This is a genomic window from Paraflavitalea devenefica, assembly GCF_011759375.1.
GTDB lineage: Bacteria > Bacteroidota > Bacteroidia > Chitinophagales > Chitinophagaceae > Paraflavitalea > Paraflavitalea devenefica.
In genome coordinates this window covers 44,880-64,585 of sequence record NZ_JAARML010000011.1, presented here as the reverse complement: position 1 = coordinate 64,585, position 19,706 = coordinate 44,880, and the positions used below count along the sequence as shown (strand labels likewise).

General features: G+C 48.5%; 16 protein-coding genes and 1 riboswitch. Of the genes, 8 read left to right on the top strand and 8 right to left on the bottom strand.

Annotated features, from left to right (window positions below; genetic code table 11):
• Positions 1 to 197 precede the first annotated feature (197 nt).
• Genes HB364_RS32590 through HB364_RS32580 form a run of 3 tightly spaced genes read left to right on the top strand, consistent with a single transcriptional unit; the run spans position 198 to position 2,929 of the window.
• Entirely contained in the window at positions 198 to 1,391 is a 1,194-nt protein-coding gene (locus tag HB364_RS32590; protein WP_167292648.1) for a DUF4221 family protein, read from the top strand.
• 39 nt (positions 1,392 to 1,430) lie between these two features.
• Entirely contained in the window at positions 1,431 to 1,967 is a 537-nt protein-coding gene (locus tag HB364_RS32585; RefSeq protein ID WP_167292647.1) for a hypothetical protein, read from the top strand.
• Between the two features lie 44 nt (positions 1,968 to 2,011).
• Complete coding sequence (locus tag HB364_RS32580; protein ID WP_167292646.1) at positions 2,012 to 2,929, top strand: metallophosphoesterase family protein; 918 nt, start codon at positions 2,012 to 2,014, stop codon at positions 2,927 to 2,929.
• On the opposite strand, the gene HB364_RS32575 is transcribed toward HB364_RS32580, so the two are convergent.
• The 6 genes from HB364_RS32575 to HB364_RS32550 form a co-directional block, all read right to left on the bottom strand.
• Positions 2,921 to 5,104, bottom strand: a complete 2,184-nt coding sequence (locus HB364_RS32575; protein ID WP_167292645.1) for a protein kinase domain-containing protein — start codon at positions 5,102 to 5,104, stop codon at positions 2,921 to 2,923. The two genes, HB364_RS32580 and HB364_RS32575, sit on opposite strands and share 9 nt — an antisense overlap.
• A gap of 70 nt (positions 5,105 to 5,174) precedes the next feature.
• On the bottom strand, positions 5,175 to 5,405 hold the full coding sequence (locus tag HB364_RS32570) for an HTH domain-containing protein (RefSeq protein WP_167292644.1): 231 nt from the start codon (positions 5,403 to 5,405) through the stop codon (positions 5,175 to 5,177).
• Positions 5,406 to 5,692: 287 nt separating this feature from the next.
• Entirely contained in the window at positions 5,693 to 5,926 is a 234-nt protein-coding gene (locus HB364_RS32565; RefSeq protein WP_167292643.1) for a hypothetical protein, read from the bottom strand.
• A gap of 316 nt (positions 5,927 to 6,242) precedes the next feature.
• Positions 6,243 to 7,061 (bottom strand): hypothetical protein, encoded by an 819-nt coding sequence (locus HB364_RS32560; RefSeq protein WP_167292642.1) that lies wholly within the window; start codon positions 7,059 to 7,061, stop codon positions 6,243 to 6,245.
• A 170-nt stretch (positions 7,062 to 7,231) separates the two neighbouring features.
• Positions 7,232 to 7,516, bottom strand: coding sequence for an HTH domain-containing protein (locus HB364_RS32555; protein ID WP_167292641.1), 285 nt, complete (start codon positions 7,514 to 7,516; stop codon positions 7,232 to 7,234).
• A gap of 187 nt (positions 7,517 to 7,703) precedes the next feature.
• Positions 7,704 to 8,153, bottom strand: a complete 450-nt coding sequence (locus HB364_RS32550; protein WP_167292640.1) for a MauE/DoxX family redox-associated membrane protein — start codon at positions 8,151 to 8,153, stop codon at positions 7,704 to 7,706.
• Between the two features lie 711 nt (positions 8,154 to 8,864).
• Positions 8,865 to 9,023, top strand: a riboswitch (cobalamin riboswitch).
• Positions 9,024 to 9,254: 231 nt separating this feature from the next.
• Here HB364_RS32550 and HB364_RS32545 point away from each other — a divergent pair.
• From HB364_RS32545 to HB364_RS32535, 3 genes are all read left to right on the top strand, one after another.
• Positions 9,255 to 10,229 carry a ribonucleoside-diphosphate reductase small subunit gene (locus HB364_RS32545; protein WP_167292639.1) on the top strand — a complete coding sequence of 325 codons (975 nt, stop codon included), beginning with the start codon at positions 9,255 to 9,257 and terminating at the stop codon, positions 10,227 to 10,229.
• A 38-nt stretch (positions 10,230 to 10,267) separates the two neighbouring features.
• Positions 10,268 to 12,658 (top strand): ribonucleoside-diphosphate reductase subunit alpha, encoded by a 2,391-nt coding sequence (locus HB364_RS32540; protein WP_167292638.1) that lies wholly within the window; start codon positions 10,268 to 10,270, stop codon positions 12,656 to 12,658.
• 194 nt (positions 12,659 to 12,852) lie between these two features.
• A complete protein-coding gene (locus tag HB364_RS32535; RefSeq protein WP_167292637.1) occupies positions 12,853 to 14,001 on the top strand; it encodes a PepSY-associated TM helix domain-containing protein in 1,149 nt (382 codons plus the stop codon).
• 119 nt (positions 14,002 to 14,120) lie between these two features.
• On the opposite strand, the gene HB364_RS32530 is transcribed toward HB364_RS32535, so the two are convergent.
• Both HB364_RS32530 and HB364_RS32525 read right to left on the bottom strand, forming a co-directional pair.
• Complete coding sequence (locus HB364_RS32530; RefSeq protein ID WP_246228687.1) at positions 14,121 to 16,001, bottom strand: Nramp family divalent metal transporter; 1,881 nt, start codon at positions 15,999 to 16,001, stop codon at positions 14,121 to 14,123.
• Positions 15,991 to 16,662, bottom strand: a complete 672-nt coding sequence (locus HB364_RS32525) for a metal-dependent transcriptional regulator (protein WP_167292636.1) — start codon at positions 16,660 to 16,662, stop codon at positions 15,991 to 15,993. Before HB364_RS32525 ends, HB364_RS32530 begins: the two co-directional genes overlap by 11 nt.
• Before the next feature lie 138 nt (positions 16,663 to 16,800).
• On the opposite strand from HB364_RS32525, the gene HB364_RS32520 reads away from it, so the two are divergent.
• Positions 16,801 to 17,739, top strand: a complete 939-nt coding sequence (locus HB364_RS32520) for a hypothetical protein (RefSeq protein WP_167292635.1) — start codon at positions 16,801 to 16,803, stop codon at positions 17,737 to 17,739.
• Between the two features lie 263 nt (positions 17,740 to 18,002).
• Positions 18,003 to 19,661, top strand: a complete 1,659-nt coding sequence (glgP, locus tag HB364_RS32515) for an alpha-glucan family phosphorylase (protein ID WP_167292634.1) — start codon at positions 18,003 to 18,005, stop codon at positions 19,659 to 19,661.
• Positions 19,662 to 19,706: the final 45 nt, after the last annotated feature.

The window sequence follows — 19,706 nt, the reverse complement described above, 5'->3', positions numbered from 1 at the left end:
ATCCGCTGCCAAAAATCTGCACCCCCTCCATCTACTTTTGTTACTGTCAATGACTAGCGTTATCATCGTCAAGCACATGCCTATGCAAAAGGTGTCCATTTGACAACTATCCGGGCGTAGATAATCCTAATCATTGCCTCGGCTGGATATACGCCACGGAATTACTTTTGAATAAACCTACATAAAAATGCCTACATATGAAACTGTGCCCTCCATCTGGTAATCCCCGTTTCTTTCATGTGGCAACTATTGCCTTTAGCCTGTGGTTAGTAGGTTGCCGGCAATTGCCAACCCCGCAATACCAATACCAGGCACCCACTTACCGTCATATTTCACTGGTACCTACTGCTGATACCCTGCATTTTACATTGAGAAGCGACAGTTATAATAGCGTCCGTTCATTTAACTACTATATGGACCAAGGCATCGAATACATTGCCTTTTACGATAAAATCTCCGGGGCTGTCTGTATCTATAATTTTCGCACCGGGCAATTAACAACCAAGATCAAACTAAAGCATCTATTGCCGTATCGTGGGCTTAGCAAAAAGACAACGGTCTATATTAAGAATGCTGACAGCATTTATGTCATCAACAAGGACATGGTATACCGGTTCAACCGCTCTTTAGTTTTGCAAGATTCCATCTCATTTCAACCGAATCCATTTCCGGCGCTGGCCTCCTTCCGACCGGAAGCGCCACCATTCTTTCATGATGGAAAACTGTACCTGAAAGCCTCCCCGATACTTTCCGCCAAAAAGAAAAAAGACTACCGGAAGTGGAAATCGCTGTACGAGTTGGATTTTACCTCCAAACATTCCATGCTACTCTACGCTCCTCCAGCAAGGTACCAGGATAGCTTATACGGCTTTTTCTTTTTTGCCACCAGTTATTGCATCAATGATAAAAACAGGTTGGTATTCAGTTATGCGGCCGATTCCAACTTATATGAAACAGATCTTGCTGGTTATCACATGGCCTACAATGGAAAAAGTAAGTTTCAGCAAGGTGACATCCCTGCCGTCAGAGAGGAGGAGCGGACAGCGGAAGATGCGATGAAAACGGCTTTCAACAAAAGAGACTCTTATGAAAACATTTATTTTGACCCAGTCCAAAAGCGTTACCTCCGTGTAGCCGAGCAAAGAATCCAGGAACGGGACTTCTTACTGGGCAAAAAAAGTAAAAACAAAAGCCTGATCTTTTTCGACCAGGAACTACGGATTATTGGAGAATGCAACCTGGCGGGAAATTTCTCCCTGTCCACGTTATTTTTTACGGCCGACGGCCAGATGTATGTGCGGACCCGGGCCAGCGACCAGTATAGTATCCATTTATTACGCCTGGCTTACCAAGAAGATACGACCGCCACTCATCTGGCCAAAGTGCCATAGGCGTCCCTATCCATCAAGCATCATAAAATATAACCAGTTATGCGATTTGTACCAATGATCATGATCTTTTGGGTAGCCTGGATATGTAGCTGTCGATCAGGTGAGTCCCCCCAACCCATCGCCGATAGTGAGCCCCACGGCATCATCCATGATTCAGTTGTACAAGACAGTTTGTTTAAAGTGATTAATCAACTGACCGGCCACCGGCTGGGTATCCACGCGCGCGGTGATTCCCTGGAGTTTTTGTTTTTGCCGGTGACGGCCAGTTGCCCTGCTTGCCGGAAGAAAGCAATTGACAGTATCGTCAAATATCAGCGTAGGTTGGACAGCCGGCACTATGTGATTATTACGGGTGGTGGACTCAGGACGATCGGTGGATATTTTTCGCAGCAGGAGCACGAGCTGCCGTATGCGCCCGGCATCTATTATGATACGACTGGGTTATCCCGGATCCTCACCTCTACCAATCCTAACGTGTATTTCGCCACGGGCAGTAAAGTATATAGAAAAGTATCCTGTACACCCGCTACGATTAAAAGCGATTTGGCTCATTTTTTCGGGGGACTCGGACGCTGAGCGTCTTTTCCTCCTACCATTTATATCAGTACAATTCTTCGACGATGGAAAACGCCATTACCTTAAAGTTACAGCTTCCGCAAAGCGATGGGTCAGCCAAATCATTTGCCCTTCGGCTTGGTGCCATGTCCCAGGCAACTCCCTTCCAATCGGTTCGGCCCAGAAAATTGTTTGTGCTACCGGTGTACGCAGGTGATTTTGCCGCCTTTCGCCTTTTGCTAAAAAGGGTAAAAATGATCAACAACAAATACCGCTGGATTTTTGGGGATGGGCACCTCGTTGTTTTCGGCGATCGCATGGCCGGCCGTACCCCGGTCAGCGAATATCTGTGGTTCCTATATTCTCTGGACCAGCAGGCACGCCTGGCTGGCGGGCGCCTCCATTATATCCCCGGTATTGGGGATTTTTCGGCGCTGGGGGGCCACTGGCGGTTTGATCATCCCTCCTACGCCGGCAACATGGGTGGAAATGCCGCGGTTAATGCCCTCTATGATGGCAATAATACTTTATGGCATTGGTTGTACTCGCGCAATATAGTAGAGAAGGTAGGACGAATCCTCCTTATCCAGGGAGGGATCTTACCGCAGTTCGGCAACCTAGAACTATCGCTGGCTACCATTAACCAATATGCGAGACAGTTTTACAGCGGGACGTTACCACCAGCAACGCTACCAGATTGGGATCATTTATTTTCCGGGGATTATAATCCACTTACCTATAACGGATTTTGGAACGGGGAAGTTAGTGAAGGGCAATTAAAAGATATCCGCAAAAAGTACGGGATCGATTTGATTGTTACCCATGTACCCAATGTTCCCCAAGAAAGTCCATTACTAAAACATCTGGTCAATCTACCCTATAACGACTTGGCGGAAGGATCTCTGGAAGGACTCATCATCCGGCCCAAGCATTTGCGTATCTATGCCATCGGTCTGGAGGGATCCAGGCGTCAGCTACGATGAAGGAAGGGATGTAGTCGGAAACAACGGCAAGCCCAATACCGCCGGTTGGCAGTAACGCAACAAGAAATGGATGACCCCGCTATTGCCTACCATAAAATTTGCCACTGGCTGCCTTTCACCTTCCACTAACCAATAGTCGCCATGTTGCGGATGCACTTGGCGCAGTTGCATGATTACTTGGGCGATCCAATCGGCACGCTGTTGCCAATGATTTTCCCTCAGCACACGGAATGCTTCCAAGTATACTTCTCCCAATCCGGCCAGCCCAGTATCTTGGGACAGGCCGTTATCAGTCAGGTTAACTGGGAGTGCATGCAGTGTTGCTGAAGCGGCTTTCCCAAAGGTCTCTTCCCGAGTATATTCATACCCTTTGATAAAAGCAAGGGCAACGCCGGCGATCCCATCCGAAAAACTATACGACAGCGCTTTACCTTGTGAGCTTCGCCATAGCAGCGTTCCTTTTTTCGGACGGGCCTGCCCCAATAGCCAATATAGACCTTGCCGGGCAGCCTCCATGCTGGGTTCATGCTGCAGCAGGTGACCATATTCCAACAAAAATGCAATCTGTCCTGCCATACCACTTAAAAATCCCCGTGTCACCCTCGCTTTCTTCCGTCCAAAGCGGGCGGTATAATACCCGTTTATCCAGCTTCCATCTTTTTGCTGTCGCTGAATAAGCACCTCTGCATATTTTTGTAGCAGGGCATGGTAGGTATGCCACGGCAGATGCCCACCGCTCAAAAGGACTGCCATACCCTGGCCCGCCGCACCATGGGCGATGGAAATAGCAGGATTAGCTTTTTGCAACAACTGCGTGACCCACCGTTGGTAAGTCGGCGATGACTCGATCAACTCTGCATCCATGGCCGTTGCCAAGGCGGCTGCAATGCCATCTGCCCCGAAATGCAGCCCAGTAGTCGCTTGGCCGATGCGATTGATATATTTGGTGGCAATAAAATCAAGCCCCTTCTCTATAAGCGGTTGTGCGGAACCGGTGTCCAGGCCGACCTGTTTGGCACGCGCCAGCAGGTAGATAATGCCCGATGCGCCTCGGTTAAAACTAGCATACCATGCTTTTTGCAGCTTTGACTTATCTTCTTTTGGGGAAGCCTTCATATCCACGGCGAACCAACCTTTCTCCGGGTCTGCCATTAAAGGGCTGCACATGGCTTGCAGGGCAGATGTAGCCGCAACCATTATTTCCTCCTTCGAAACCGTGATGGTCGAGTTGAGGGGCCGGGCCGTCCCTTTGATCAGATCCGCCTTGTATTGTCTGAGTGTTCCGGCAATGGTGGCAGCATCGGGCCTTATGGCAACCTCTGGGGAAAGGCATTGACCGATCAGTTCGGCAATGTGTTTGTCAGCAATGAAAAAGGGCAGTTTCTTTTGTACCGAATCCCAAGACTCCCGCAAGACCTTTGCTGGTGCCACGCCGCTCCAGGCTAGGAACAGGATAGCTCCCAAGGCGTATATATCCTCGGCCTTAGTGGGTACCTGCATGGCCTCCTGTTGGGGGGACATGTAACCGTAGGTGCCCAGGGTAAAAACAGGTTGTGGGAATTGCTGCCTCAAGGAATAGGAGAGCTCCATATCAATGAGCGCCACTTTTCTCCTACCGGTAATCAGTAAATTATTGGGGGTAAAATCACGGTGAACAATACCTACACGATGTAATTTTTCAAGGATTTCCGCCGCCTGCACTAGGTAGCCCGCCAGGCGTTTATCCACCCCTTGCCTGGCAAAAACATTCTGTCTTTCGGCTTTTCGTTTCTCTGCCAATAAGGTGTGCAGCGGCCTGCCTGCGATAAATTCTATGACCAGGTAATAGTTGCCATTTTCTTCAAAGCTGCCAAGTAGCCGGGGAATCCGCACTTTGTCTTGCAGGCTTTCATGCAAGTGCTTTTGCCACTTTAACCGGTCAATTATATCTCTGCCGCTCCGGTCTTTGGAGTCCCCCAAACTTCCCTCTTTTATTACACAAACACCAAAATTGAGGAGCCCCTTGATATACCAGCATTTGACTACATCATTTTTGGTGCTTTCCTTAAAGCTCTTCAATATTATATAATGATATCCCACCCGATTACCTGCCCTTTTCTCTGCTTTTCCCTTTGCAGGAAGGGACTGATTTTCCATGGAAATTTCTGATGTGATAACAATGGATGTTGATTTCATGAGAATAGGTTTAATAAAAGGTGTGCATCAGCGGTTAGTGTCGACGCACCTGGTATAGGAATGCGGTTTCTTAATTGCACGTGAAAGCAATTGTAAACTTGCCTTCTTCAGTATAATAGTAGGTTTGCTTAAAAAGGTCGTACTCAATGGGTGCTCCCCAGTCCTTCATTTTATTGATATAGTCATAAAGGCATCTTCGGGAAATATGAAGGCGGGCAGCGAAGTCATCCGGTGATCCCGTTCCTTTCCTTTTGATAAGGTTGTCTATTTGCTGGATGCGTAAAATTGAATCTTTTAACATATGCATCGGTTTTGTTAGGAGGCAATACTGTATTCTCGATGACGACAGCATTTTACGGTTTCACGACATCATGGACGCAAAATCCACAACCGCTTGCGGTAATTCAATTTTTCCTTATGTACTAATTTTAGTTCTACTGCTACACCAGAGGGGTTATTTTCCCCTCTTTTGAACAGAAACTGGAAAAGTTTACTAAATCATTGCCTAACCATTACAAAGGATCGGATTGTGGGAGGTTGCAGGGAAAATATGGCAATTCACAGGCGTCAATGCGCTAGCCTCCTGGATTAACTTTCACTATAGTTGGTCACATAATAATATGTATTTCTCTCGTTGTCGTACCAGATCAGCTCCCCGCAGGCTTCCTTCATAAAATGAATGAAGGAGAGAACCTGGGAGCTGGTAATGCCAGCTTTCTGGGCTAACTCAACCGCATTCCCGGTGTTTTCTTCCCGTATGAGGCTTTCCAGCTTCTCCAAATGAATGCATATCTGTTGGATGAAGTCATTTTCTATTAGCATGGTAATTATTGGGGAGAGTTATTTAGTTGGTTTAGCACGTCAATTCACCAGCTTTTCCCGGTGCTGCGTAGTTGAATAAAAGCATCAATTCGTTGTAGTCGGTTAAGCAACTCAAACATAGAATTCATCTTTAGTTCTACTAAATTACCAACTCATGCTGCCAAATTTTTTCAGTGGAATATTAATATTACAGATGTGTTGGCATAAGTGATTATTGTAGAAGAGGGATGAACTGTGAGTGGTAAGTTGTGGGTACGTTTGCTTCGATAATAGATTTCCTACTCCGCTTCGCTCGTTCAAAAAGACAAAAGTCATATTATATATTAATGAACTCGCTTTTAGGAGTTTCCCCGGCTTCGGCACTAATGCGGGAGGCATTGCACCAGTCGATCAAAGATAATTCATATGTAGAAAGCACGCACATAAACTCATCATCGGCCCAATCGAATTGCTGCAAACATAAGGTTCGAATCAATCCGTTTTCCAAGATGCCATAGTAAGCATAACTATTACTCCGTACTGCAAATCCGTTTTGCACGAAGCCAGCATTATTATAAAAGATATTACCTTTCATAGGATTGATGATATGTGAACAAAACTCATCCAAAGAAATGGCAAGAGCCAACTGTAAACCATTATTCCTTATATATTGTAGTTCATATCCTAATAATGGATTGAGCTGGCCATTAAGGATAGCTTCGATAGTTTTTACAGCTTCTTCTATTATCTCCGATTGTGAGAGCGGCACAAACTCTACCTGCCGCCAATCGGAGTCTGTTATTTCGAGCGTAAAATCGTGGTACAAGCTGGTGGCTCCGGTGGCTGGTAAGTCACTGCAAACAGTAGGCAGGCTATATTTCAACTGCCCCTCACCAACGGTAGCAGCCTGCTGCACCTGTAAGGAAAGCTTTTTGGAGAACAGGAAATCATCGGCCAATACAGGGTCAGCCTGCAATACCCGCCAGTTGATATTGTCAATTTCCAGCGTAATTGGCCGATTGAAAGCAGCAGGTAGAAGTTCGGCGGGAATTTTGTATTTGCCCAGATAGTTGCCATTAGCGGCATCAATAAGGGTAACGTTGATCCGTTTAGGAAAGAGACCGGAAGCTGCTTCGAACATGCGGAGGTATTTCATCTTGAAAAAATATTTAGATTGTGATCTTGATGTGGGCTGCAACAAAGATCATTCATAGTCATGGGAAGGCCGAGTGGTAAGTGGGGTCACTTACCACTGGCTTTCTCCCTCCAATTTACATAGCGGTACTGCACCCATTGTGCAGTACTGTGTTATGATTCATGCACGGGTTAAGCAGACTTTTTAATAGCAGGTTTCTTGTCGTCTTTAGTACCGTCTCCATTGGTGGCGCGTTGAAAACAGATGATGAATTGCCCATCTTCACTGTAGTAATAAGTCTCCCGGAAAGGATCAAATTTGATGGGCGCTCCCAGGTCCTTCATGAGGTTGAGGTACTGGTAGATGTTTCTTTCAGACATTTTTAATCTGGCCGCCAGTTCTGCGGGGGTTCCGGTCCCTTTAATGCGGATAAGGCGGTCGATGCGTTCCAGGCGCTCAAGAATGTTCTTTCGCATGACACATTGGTTTAATGATTAACAGTATAGATTCAAAAGAATAGGCGATGGTGAATGGCTGTGGCGTGCTTCGACAGGTTCCTTTTAGAATAGCAAAGCCGGAGGCTTTGAAATAGCCGTCACCAGCCAGAGGCTGGCGACTGAAGAAGCGCTTCGACAGCTCTTCGACGGGTGAGCCACCCTGCACTTAACGTGACAGCGGCACCGCTTCCACAGCCGGTAAACGTCGTCGGCGCTTTTTCTCCAGCATGATGGCCCAGGCGCTCAGCAATACAAAGCCCAGGTTGAACACAATATGCGCTCCCCACGACATTTCTTCCAGGATGCCCCCGCAGGAACAGGGAATGTCCTTATAAAAAGAAAGCATCACAATAATGTACAAGGTAAACAGCAACATCAACACAAAGGAGGCATACAAGCCGGCCAGGCGCAGGAAAGGCAGCGATAACATAGCGGCAATAAGCAGTTCGGTAACAGGTACCGCCCATACGAGCAGGCCGGCAAAAGGAGCAATGATGGGCGATTCGCTGAGGCCAAAGCGGAAGTTGTAGTAATCATTGAGCTTGGCCATGGCAGCATATACCATCAACAGGATAAGGAGCAGGGATATGATCCCCACGATGAAACTTTTTTTCATTGATAGGTTCGATTTCTTAATGTTAGGGCGTTTTACATGGATACAGCACAGACAGTTCGCCTGTTCAACATGCAATACATCAATACCATACTTATAAGCAAAGTCGGGTGTTCACGGGTACGGTTAGTAACTAATCAGTGTAGCCTTTGTAGCAGTTGTATATAAGGGTTAAAAAGTGGGCCAGTGAGCAATTTCAGATAACCCGGACCGGCGAACTATACATAAGCTATCGTAGCATTCCCGTTTGTTCAGGAAGAGACGGCCCGGGTTATTGAAACTGCATAGATTTTCTCATGATCATATGGGCCTCTTGGTTTCCCAGTGGGGCCTCACTATAAATTTCGTGTATTTTTCCACTACCTTGTTTTAGATATCGGGAGTAAAATTTCCATAAATGACCATTATCTCAATTCTTAACATTGGGTTAAGGGTTTTCACCTATCGGTTTCGGGTTTAGCGTTTGGAGTTTCGGGTTGCTGCCGCGCTTTTAAAGCGCCTTATTATCACTTAGCAGCCTGCTATTTGAGATTAATCAAATGGTTACACGTAGTAATCCCGAACCCATCAACCAGCAATCCTGAAATTCATCAGCTTGCTACACCTGAAGAACCCGGAACACGAAACCTGAAACACGCCACAGTAATTATCCACCCCCTGTTACTAAGTTAGTTTGGCCTGCCCCGCCGGGAAGGCTAAGTTTGTATTCGCTCTTTTACAAAAAATTGTACCGGTATCCGGTCTATAGGGCTCATAAACAAGCATTTAGACCGGATTTAAAAGGGAACCATGTGAAAATCATGGACTGTTGCGCAACTGTGAATTCCGCCTCCGGCGGATAAAGTCAGACACCTGCCATACAATTGAGTGCCACACCTTCGCATCAAAGGTAATTGCACTGCTATACGGGCTCCACGCTGTTCCCCTTACCCCTCCGGGCAGCGCTGTGGCCAGGTACGTGTCGTTCCCTTTTGTAACGGGTGATTACTGGTTCCGTCCATAGAATATATTTCTGTTGGAGGGGAATTGTCGTCGGTATAACCGGCAATCGGCAGTCGGCAATGTGGAAGAGAAAGATGATATCAATTAAATACTTTGAATACCATGAGCAACGAAAATGAAATATTACTGCAGGAAAACAAAGACCGCTTTGTGATCCTGCCCATTAACTACCCCCGTGTGTGGGAGATGTACAAGAAGCATGAAGCCAGTTTCTGGACAGCGGAAGAGATTGACCTCAGCGGCGACATGAAAGACTGGGCCAGCTTAAACGACGGGGAACGTCATTTTATTTCACACGTGCTGGCCTTTTTTGCCGCCAGCGATGGCATTGTGAATGAAAACCTGGCCGTGAACTTCATGAGTGAAGTACAATTGCCCGAAGCACGCTGCTTCTACGGCTTCCAGATCATGATGGAGAATATCCATTCCGAAACGTATGCCCTGCTCATAGACACTTATATTAAAGATCCGCAGGAAAAGCACCGCCTGTTCCATGCCATCGACACCGTACCCGCGGTGAAGAAGAAAGCAGAATGGGCCCTGCGCTGGATCGAGAACGGTTCTTTCGCAGAAAGACTGGTAGCCTTTGCCGCCGTGGAAGGTATTTTCTTCAGTGGCAGCTTCTGCTCCATTTTCTGGCTGAAGAAAAGAGGCCTGATGCCCGGCCTTACGTTCAGCAATGAACTGATCAGCCGCGATGAAGGCCTGCATTGCGAGTTTGCCTGCCTGCTGTACAGCATGCTTCGTCAGCAAATGACACAAGAAGAAGTATATGCCATTATTGGCGATGCCGTGAAGATCGAAAAAGAGTTCATCACCGAAGCCCTGCCGGTAGACCTGATTGGTATGAATGCCAAACTGATGCAGCAGTATATTGAGTTTGTGGCCGACCGCTGGCTGAGTGAACTGGGCTATCCCAAGATGTTTAACAGCACCAACCCCTTCGATTTCATGGAGATGATCTCCCTCGAAGGAAAGACCAACTTCTTTGAGAAGCGCGTGGGGGATTACCAGAAGAGTGGGGTGATTGCGGGTAACAAGGAAGCGCAGAATTTCTCTCTCGAAGAAGATTTTTAATAGAATATTCATCACTTATCATAAATACTTACTGACCCATGTTTGTAATAAAAAGAAACGGCAAAAAAGAATCTGTCAAGTTTGACAAGATCACTGCCCGCATAGAAAAACTATGCTATGGGCTCGACAGGCGGTTTGTAAACTCCATTGATGTAGCCAAGAAAGTAATTGAAGGATTGTATGATGGGGTGACCACGACCGAGCTGGACAACCTGGCTGCGGAAACAGCGGCCTCCCTGACCGTAAAACACCCCGACTATGCCCTGCTGGCCAGCCGCATAGCCGTGAGCAACCTGCATAAAAATACCACGAAGAGCTTCAGCGGCACGATGAAACTGCTGTATGAATGCAAAGACAGCAAGGCCGGCAAGCTCGCTCCGCTGATTGCCGATGATGTATGGGCAATCATTGAGCAACATGCCGAGCTGCTGGACAGCACGATTATTTACGACCGCGATTACAGCTTTGATTATTTCGGTTTTAAAACACTGGAGAAATCGTACCTGCTGAAAGTAGATGGTAAAGTGGTAGAGCGTCCCCAGCACATGTACATGCGGGTGGCCATCGGTATTCACAAGGAAGATATTGACAGCGCCATCAAGACGTATAACCTGATGACGGAGCGCTGGTTTACCCATGCCACGCCTACCCTGTTCAACGCCGGTACGCCCAAACCACAGATGAGCAGTTGCTTCCTGCTCACGATGAAGGAAGACAGCATTGACGGCATTTATGATACGCTGAAACAAACGGCCAAGATATCACAGAGCGCCGGCGGTATCGGTCTTTCTATCCACGGCATCCGCGCTACCGGCAGCTATATCGGCGGCACCAATGGTACCAGCAATGGCATCATCCCCATGCTGCGCGTATTTAACGATACGGCCCGCTATGTAGACCAGGGCGGCGGCAAACGCAAAGGCGCTTTCGCCATTTACCTGGAACCCTGGCATGCCGATGTGTTTGAGTTCCTCGACCTGCGCAAGAACCACGGTAAAGAAGAGATGCGCGCCAGGGACCTGTTTTATGCCCTCTGGATCCCCGACCTGTTTATGCAGCGCGTGGAAAGCGATGGCCAGTGGAGCCTGTTCTGTCCGCATGAAGCACCGGGCTTGCATGAATGCTGGGGAGAAGAATTTGAAAAACTGTATCACCAATATGAGCAGGAAGGCCGCGCCCGCAGAACGGTGAAAGCGCAGGACCTGTGGTTTGCCATCCTCGACGCACAGATCGAGACCGGCACCCCCTACCTGCTGTACAAGGATAGCGCCAACCGCAAATCGAACCAGCAGAACCTGGGCACGATCAAGAGCAGCAACCTGTGTACAGAGATCCTGGAGTTCACTTCTGAAAATGAAGTAGCGGTATGTAACCTCGCCTCCCTGGCATTGCCCCGCTTTGTGAACAATGGCCAGTTTGACCACGAGAAGTTGTACGAGGTAACGTATGAAGTGACCAAGAACCTGAACAAGATCATTGACAATAATTATTACCCGGTAGAAGAAGCGCGCACTTCCAACCTGCGCCATCGTCCCATCGGGTTGGGTGTACAGGGTCTGGCCGATGCCTTCATCCTGATGCGCCTGCCTTTTGAAAGCGAAGAGGCGAAGCAACTGAATAAGGAGATCTTCGAGACGATCTATTTTGCAGCGATGACCGCCAGCAAAGACCTGTCGAAAGTAGAAGGCCCTTATGAAACGTTTGCCGGCTCCCCTGCCTCCAAAGGCATTTTCCAGTTCGACGCCTGGGGCACAGAACCTACCCTGCGCTGGGACTGGTACAGCCTGAAAGCAGAAGTGATAAAGCATGGTATCCGCAACTCCCTGCTGGTGGCGCCGATGCCTACCGCCTCTACCTCCCAGATCCTGGGCAATAATGAGTGCTTTGAACCCTATACTTCCAATATTTATGTACGCCGCGTACTGAGCGGGGAATTTGTAGTGGTGAACAAGCACCTGCTGAAAGACCTGGTAGAGCTGAACCTGTGGAATGATGAGATGAAGAACAGGATCATTTCACACAATGGTTCTATCCAAAAGATTGATGGTCTGCCCGAGCATATCAAGAATATCTATAAAACGGTATGGGAGATCAAGCAACGTACGCTGATCGATATGGCCGCCGACCGTGGCGCCTACATCTGCCAGAGCCAATCGCTGAACCTGTTTGTGGATGCGCCCACTACCGGCAAGCTCACCTCCATGCACTTTTATGCCTGGAAGAAGGGATTGAAAACCGGTATGTATTACCTGCGTACCAAGGCAGCCTCCCAGGCCGTACAGTTTACGGTAGAAAAACAAGGCGGCAAGATGACCGAGCCGCTCACCGATAACCATTCCTTGAAGGTAGTGGAAGGCGCCGATGGCGATGTGATCCCTGTGGGTGCTACGTGTACGATGGAAGAGGGTTGTGTGACGTGTAGTGCGTAGGGGAAGAAGCTGTTAGCTTTTAGCCGTTAGCTATTAGCGCCTTTGCCTCGATTAAAACAGCCGTTAGCGGTCGCTGATATTTTAAGGGCGCTTCCTGGATACAGGAGGCGCTTTTTTTATAGTATTCCGGCTTCTTTCCGCTTTCCGTAAACAGTTTTCCCAATTTAGCAAATGGCCCTTCCTATCTTGCAGCCATGTCTTTCAAAAAGATCATTGGTAAAGTGCATCTCTGGCTGGGGCTTACCTCGGGGGCCATTGTGTTTATTATAGCCGTTACCGGCTGCCTGTATGCGTTCCAGGCCGAGATACAGGAGATGACGCAACCCTACCGGTTTGTACAAGCGGAAAACAAACCCACTATCCAGCCCTCCCGGCTAAGGGCTATTGCAGAAGCGGAACTACCCGGCAAAAAGATACACAGTGTAGCTTATGGTAGTAAAACCGATGCCGTGCAGGTATCTTTTTATCAATTTGAGCCGGAGAACTACTATGATATTGTATACATCAATCCCTATAGCGGACAGGTGCTGAAGGCAAAGGATATGGAATCCGGCTTTTTCCCCTGGGTGCTGGACGGACACTTTTATTTATGGCTTCCGCCGGCTATTGGTCAGCCCATCATCGCTACCGCCACACTGATATTTGTGGTGATGATGATCTCCGGCCTCATCCTCTGGTGGCCTAAGAACAAGGCGGCCCGCAAACAACGCTTCAGCGTAAAATGGAATGCGCGCTGGCGCCGGGTGAATTATGACCTGCACAATGTGTTTGGTTTTTATATGACCTGGGTAGTGATCTTTATTGCACTGACCGGACTGGTATGGGGATTCCAATGGTTTGCCAAAGCAGCCTATTGGAGCGTGGGCGGGGAGAAATCGATCGTGTATGAAGAGCCGCTGTCGGATAAAAATGCCCAACCGCTCTATACCCAACCGGTAGATGTGATCTGGGAGCAATTGCGTAAGGAAGCCACCCATGCCGAGGTGATTGAAATGCACTTCCCCACCTCAGACTCCGGCGCTATTGAAGCTGCCCTGAATGCAGATAAAGACACGTACTGGCAAACGGATTACCGCTTCTATGACCAATACACCCTGAAAGAAATACCGGTGAAGCATGTGTGGGGACGAATAGAGGAGGCCCGTACAGCCGATAAGATCTACCGCATGAATTATGATATTCATACCGGCGCCGTATGGGGACTGCCGGGTAAATTCCTGGCCTTCTTTGCCAGTTTGATTGCGGCTTCTCTTCCTGTAACCGGTGTTATGATCTGGTTGGGCCGGAAGAAGAAGAAGTCCAGGGTTTCGAGTTCTGAGTTTCGGGTTGCTGCCGCGACTTGAGCTTACCTGCCTATTTTCAGCCTGCTGTTTTTGTAATGACAGTTCTACAAACCACCAAATCGCAACTTGTTACGTTGCTACACCTAAAGAACCCGAAACGCAAAACCCGAAACGCAAAATCAAAGATTTACTACGAGTACTGGTATTGTCAGCTCATGCCTTACCGAGTTGATCGTTTCGCCATAGAGCCAGTCTTTCACGCCGCTGTGGCGGTGGGCGCCAATGACCAGCATATCGGCCCCGTTCTCTTTTACCAGTCGCACAATCTCTTTGGCCCGGTCGCGGAAACCCAAGTGCCCCGTGGTGGTGAATCCCCGTTCGGACAACTGGCGGATGTAGAACTGCAGGCGCTCTTCATCGGCCCGCGTCTCAAAGTCGTCACTCTCCTGCCCCAGCAACCGCGCAGTAGGACTTTCCACAATATGGATGAGCACGTACTCCGTATCCGCTTTCCCCTGCCCGATGGCATGCGCCAGCAGGGCTGAATCACGCTCGCCAAATTCCAGCGCTACGGCAATCTTTTTATAGGTGGGCACTACCAACGGCTTCAGGCCCTCCACATCGGGGTGCATTTGTATGGATACCGGCTTCGCCCGCTTGCTGAACAAAGGATAGAAAACGGTGAACAGCAACAGGAGCAGGAATAAAAGTCCGCCTGCCACAATGATCACTTTCCAGAAAAGATTCCCTGGTTCATTAAACACTTTACCCGCCTCATTGATCACCATGCGGATGTTGAGGTATACCAGTACGGTGGCTATGAGCCAGGCAGCTATTTGTACAATGGGCTTGATAGCAAAAGCGCCCATGGCTTTTTTATCGCTCACAAAATGGATGAGCGGGATCACCGCAAAGCCCAGTTGCATGCTGAGGATGACCTGGCTCAGGATGAGCAGGCTGTCTACTTCCTTATCGCCGAAAATATAGATCACGATGAGGGCCGGAATAATGGCCAGTAGCCTGGTGAGCAAACGCCGTATCCAGGGATTGATGCGCAGGCGCAGGTAACCTTCCATGACGATCTGCCCCGCGAGGGTGCCTGTGATGGTAGAACTTTGTCCGGCAGCGATGAGGGCAACGGCAAATAGTATGGGGGCTATTTTGGTGCCCAAGGCGTCGGACAGCAGGGTGTGCGCATCCTTGATCTCATCTACAACAAGGCCTTGCTTAAAGAAAGCCGTAGCGGCCAGTATGAGTATGGCGGCGTTTACGAGGAAAGCCACATTGAGGGCGATGGCAGAGTCGACAAAGCTCCATTTCAGGGCCTGTTTGATGCCCTGCCTGGTGCGGTTGATCTTACGCGTTTGCACCAGGGCCGAATGCAGGTAGAGGTTATGCGGCATTACGGTAGCGCCAATGATACCAATGGCGATGTACAATGCTTCATCATTGGGTAACCGGGGTACCAGGCCGGAGGCCATATCCGACAGTGCCGGTTTTGCCAGCAGGATCTCTACCAGGAAGGAAAAACCTACCACGGCTACGAGGCCGATGATGAATACTTCCATTTTGCGCATGCCCAGCCGCTGCAGGTACAGCAACAGAAAGGTATCCAGCACCGTAATGGCCACGCCCCATAAGATAGGCATGCCGGTGAGCAGGTGGATGCCGATGGCCATACCCAGCACTTCGGCCAGGTCGGTAGCCGCAATGGCCACTTCGGCCAGGATGTATAAAAAGAAATTGATGGTTTTGGGATAGGTTTCCCGGTTGGCCTGCGCCAGATCGCGGCCCCGCACAATGCCCAGACGCGCGGAGAGGCTTTGCAGCAGCAGCGCCATGATATTGCTCATGAGCAATACCCAGATGAGGGTGTAGCCAAACTTACTGCCGCCGGCCAGGTCGGTAGCCCAGTTGCCGGGGTCCATATACCCTACGCTGACGAGATAAGCGGGTCCGAAAAAAGCCAGCACGCGCTTCCAGCCGATCGCCTTGTTATTGACATCTATTGATTCATGTACCTCGCTGAGCGACTGTTCATGTTTTAATCTATTCATCATACTTTACAAACACATTTTTGGCCACATGCTCGCTTACGGTAACGCCGGCCTGGTTCTTACATTTTAATTCCAGTGAGTTATCAAAAGCGAACTTCTTTTTTACTTCGAGCTTTGTTCCGAGCGCTATGCCTTTATGTCCCAGCAGTTCCAGCATTTCAGGACTTTGATCGCCAATGCTGCTTACCTCCGCTACTTTATTCAGCGGCAGGTTCAGCAGGTCTACCTGTTTGGGCAGGGTGAACTTGCCATTGCTGTCGGGAATGGGATCGCCATGCGGATCTGATTTGGGGAAGCCCAGGTATTCATCGAGCCGGTCTATTAGTTTCTTACTGCTGATGTGTTCCAGTTCTTCCGCAATTTCATGTACCTCATCCCATCCGAAATGCAGTTTCTCCACCAGGAAGTACTCCCACAGCCGGTGCTTGCGGATGATCTGCAGGGCTACCTTGCGCCCTTCATTGCTGAGCTTGAAACCCTTGTATTTTTCATATAAGAGCAGCTTCTGCGCCTTGAGCTTTTTGAGCATATCGGTCACCGAAGCGGGCCGGGTTTGTAACTCATTGGCCACATCATTGGTGGTTACAATACCATCACTCTTTTGCAGGTGGAAGATGGCTTTGAGGTAGTTTTCCGTACTACTGGAATATTTAACGGTTGTCATCATTTATGCATTGTTCTGTGCAGCGCCTAAATTAAAATTTAGACAAATCTAAAATTAATTCGTGAAACTTAAAACACAATCTTTTCAGTGAGTGAGGGGGATGTATTACTTTTAACCGTGAATGATTTAACCCGGTATATGAAACGATATCTGTCCTGGCTACCCATTCTCCTGTTGATCGTGGCCTGTAAAGGAAAAAAGACTTCCCTGCAGGATGATGAAACAGTGAGTATAAAAGAGTTTATCGAGTTTTTCCCCGAAAAGCCCCTGCCCATCCGCATAGCAGACACGACCCTGGTCAAAAAGAGTACAGATTCCCTGCAGATCGGGTATAAGATATTTACCCAATTCATCCCGGACAGCCTGGTACAAAAGGATTTTGGCAAAGGCGTTACCCCCAAGCTATTTCCCCTGGGCCGTACCCGCGAAGAAGACAAGGAAACCTACCTGTTCATCAAAGCCACTACCGGCGCCAAACGGGTGGCCTACCTGGCCTGCTTTGACAAGGATAACCAGTTCCTGCAAATGCTGCCCCTGTTAAAAACAGGATTTGACCAGCATTCATCGGCCTATGGGGTGCTGGACAGGAAATTCCAGATCACTACTTATTATGAGAAAAAACGGGGTAATAATGAAACAACTTTTAAGCGCAATGTGTACATATTTAACAGCGGCGCCAACGAGTTTACCCTGATCCTTACCGAACCGAATGAAGAGATCATTGCCAATGTTATCAATCCCATTGATACTTTCCCCGCCAAAAACAAGTACTCCGGCGATTATGTAAAAGACAAAAAGAATTTTATTGCCGTACGCGATGGGAAGCGCGCCTCCGAACCGCAGTTTTTTGTTCACTTTGAAAAAGGCGATTGCCGGGGCGAACTGAAAGGAACAGCCCGTTTTGTATCGCCTACCGTAGCCGTTTTCCAGGAAGGCGGCAATCCATGCACCCTGGAATTTAATTTTAGTACCAGCCGTGTGGTGATGAAAGAGACCGGTGGCTGCGGCTCTTACCGTGATATTAAATGTTTTTTTGAAGGCAGTTATCCGAAGAAGAAGGTGGTGAAGAAGAAGTAGGAGGAAGAATACAGAATTCAGAATTCAGAATTTGGAAAACAGCATTCAGAAGACAGCATTAGGAGTTGGAAGTAAGAAGGAAAACCGGTCCAGGCAATAAGCGTCTTTTTGTTTCGTTGGTATTGGCATTAAATGTGTTGACTGTTGTGAAACCAATGCATTTAGATTTTTACCAGTATATTGCACCCTTGTTGTGTAAAAAATACACAAATAGTGAGTTGTGAGTAGATGGGAATACGATTGATGATCAAGTATAACAGCATATGAGTTTTATTAACTTTAAAGTACCCTATCAGGCGGATGAGCGTTTCTCCAGGCGGGTAGCCTATTTTTCCATGGAGTTCGCGGTACACCAGCCATTGAAGATCTATAGCGGAGGATTGGGATTCCTCTCCGGCTCGCACCTGCGGAGCGCCTACGAACTGCGCCAAAACCTTGTGGGCATTGGTATTTTATGGAAATACGGTTATTATGACCAGGCGCGCAACCAGGACCAGACCCTGCAGGTAAACTGGATGGAAAAGCATTACAGTTTCCTCGAAGATACAGGCATCAAGTTCCAGATCATTATACATGACCACCCGGTATGGGTGAAAGCCTGGTACCTGAATCCCGAAACATTCAGGACGGCGCCCCTGTTCCTGCTGAGCACCGACCTGCCGGAGAATGACTATGTATCGCAAACGATCACCCACCGCCTCTATGATGCGAATGTAGCTACCAAGGTAGCGCAGTTCATCCTGCTGGGTGTGGGCGGCGCCAAGCTGATGGATGAGATAGGTTTCAACCCCGAGCGTTATCACCTCAATGAAGCGCATGCCGTTTCTTCTGTGTTCTACCTGTACAAAAAATTCGGTAATGTAGAAGACATTAAGAAAAGACTCGTATTCACTACCCATACGCCGGAAGAAGCAGGCAATGAAAAGCACGATATCAACCTTTGCCATAAGATGAGTTATTTCTGCGGACTGGGACTGGATGAAGTGCGCAAGCTTACCGGTTTACAGGACGACCAGTTTAACCACTCCCTCGTGGCCCTGCGCTTTGCCAAGCTGGCCAATGGCGTATCGGCCTTACATGGCGAGGTATCCCGGCAAATGTGGAGCAAGTATCCCGGCATTTGTCCCATCATCTCTATCACCAATGCGCAGAACTGGAGCTATTGGGCCGATAAACAGTTGTACCGCGCTTCGGATGAAAACAATGACACCTGGTGGGATGACCGCAAGAAGTACCTGAAGAAAAGAGCTTTTGAGATTGTAGCCGACCAAACCGGTAAGGTGTTTAACCCCAATGTGCTCACCATTGTATGGGCGCGCCGTTTTGCCGGCTATAAAAGGGCTGAATTCCTTACCCGTGATAAGGCGCGTTTTGAGAAATTATTGTCCAACACCAAATACCCGGTGCAGATCATCTGGGCAGGCAAGCCCTACCCGATGGATTACCCGGCGATCAATGAGTTCAACAACCTGGTGCACCTGAGCAAGAATTATAAGAACGTAGCGGTGCTGGTTGGTTATGAGCTCACCTTATCCAAGCGATTGAAACAATCGGCCGATATATGGCTCAATAATCCCCGTGTGCCGCGTGAAGCCTCCGGCACCAGTGGTATGACCGCAGCGATGAATGGCGCCGTGAATTTTTCTACCGATGATGGCTGGATACCAGAGTTCATGGACCATGCCCACAATGGTTTTGTAGTACCGAAGGCCGATTATGCGAAGATGAATGTGCAGCAGCAGGATGATTATGATTATAATAAACTGTACGACATCCTGGAGAAGGAAATACTCCCCCTGTATTATGACAATTATGACACCTGGCGCCAGGTAGCCTGGAACGGCATGCGCGATGTACGCTTCCGCTTCGAGGCCGGCCGCATGGCGACTGAGTACTACGAACTACTATATAATAGTAAATAGACTGAAAGTCTGAAAGATATATAGCCCGGAGCAAATATGTTCCGG

What these genes read in the sequence shown, in the direction of transcription:
- HB364_RS32590 (WP_167292648.1), top strand. Translation starts at nt 198, where the DNA reads ATGAAACTGTGCCCTCCATCTGGTAATCCCCGTTTCTTTCATGTGGCA.
- HB364_RS32585 (WP_167292647.1), top strand. Translation starts at nt 1,431, where the DNA reads ATGCGATTTGTACCAATGATCATGATCTTTTGGGTAGCCTGGATATGT.
- HB364_RS32580 (WP_167292646.1), top strand. Translation starts at nt 2,012, where the DNA reads ATGGAAAACGCCATTACCTTAAAGTTACAGCTTCCGCAAAGCGATGGG.
- HB364_RS32575 (WP_167292645.1), bottom strand. Translation starts at nt 5,104, where the DNA reads ATGAAATCAACATCCATTGTTATCACATCAGAAATTTCCATGGAAAAT.
- HB364_RS32570 (WP_167292644.1), bottom strand. Translation starts at nt 5,405, where the DNA reads ATGTTAAAAGATTCAATTTTACGCATCCAGCAAATAGACAACCTTATC.
- HB364_RS32565 (WP_167292643.1), bottom strand. Translation starts at nt 5,926, where the DNA reads ATGCTAATAGAAAATGACTTCATCCAACAGATATGCATTCATTTGGAG.
- HB364_RS32560 (WP_167292642.1), bottom strand. Translation starts at nt 7,061, where the DNA reads ATGAAATACCTCCGCATGTTCGAAGCAGCTTCCGGTCTCTTTCCTAAA.
- HB364_RS32555 (WP_167292641.1), bottom strand. Translation starts at nt 7,516, where the DNA reads ATGCGAAAGAACATTCTTGAGCGCCTGGAACGCATCGACCGCCTTATC.
- HB364_RS32550 (WP_167292640.1), bottom strand. Translation starts at nt 8,153, where the DNA reads ATGAAAAAAAGTTTCATCGTGGGGATCATATCCCTGCTCCTTATCCTG.
- HB364_RS32545 (WP_167292639.1), top strand. Translation starts at nt 9,255, where the DNA reads ATGAGCAACGAAAATGAAATATTACTGCAGGAAAACAAAGACCGCTTT.
- HB364_RS32540 (WP_167292638.1), top strand. Translation starts at nt 10,268, where the DNA reads ATGTTTGTAATAAAAAGAAACGGCAAAAAAGAATCTGTCAAGTTTGAC.
- HB364_RS32535 (WP_167292637.1), top strand. Translation starts at nt 12,853, where the DNA reads ATGTCTTTCAAAAAGATCATTGGTAAAGTGCATCTCTGGCTGGGGCTT.
- HB364_RS32530 (WP_246228687.1), bottom strand. Translation starts at nt 16,001, where the DNA reads ATGATGAATAGATTAAAACATGAACAGTCGCTCAGCGAGGTACATGAA.
- HB364_RS32525 (WP_167292636.1), bottom strand. Translation starts at nt 16,662, where the DNA reads ATGACAACCGTTAAATATTCCAGTAGTACGGAAAACTACCTCAAAGCC.
- HB364_RS32520 (WP_167292635.1), top strand. Translation starts at nt 16,801, where the DNA reads ATGAAACGATATCTGTCCTGGCTACCCATTCTCCTGTTGATCGTGGCC.
- glgP (WP_167292634.1), top strand. Translation starts at nt 18,003, where the DNA reads ATGAGTTTTATTAACTTTAAAGTACCCTATCAGGCGGATGAGCGTTTC.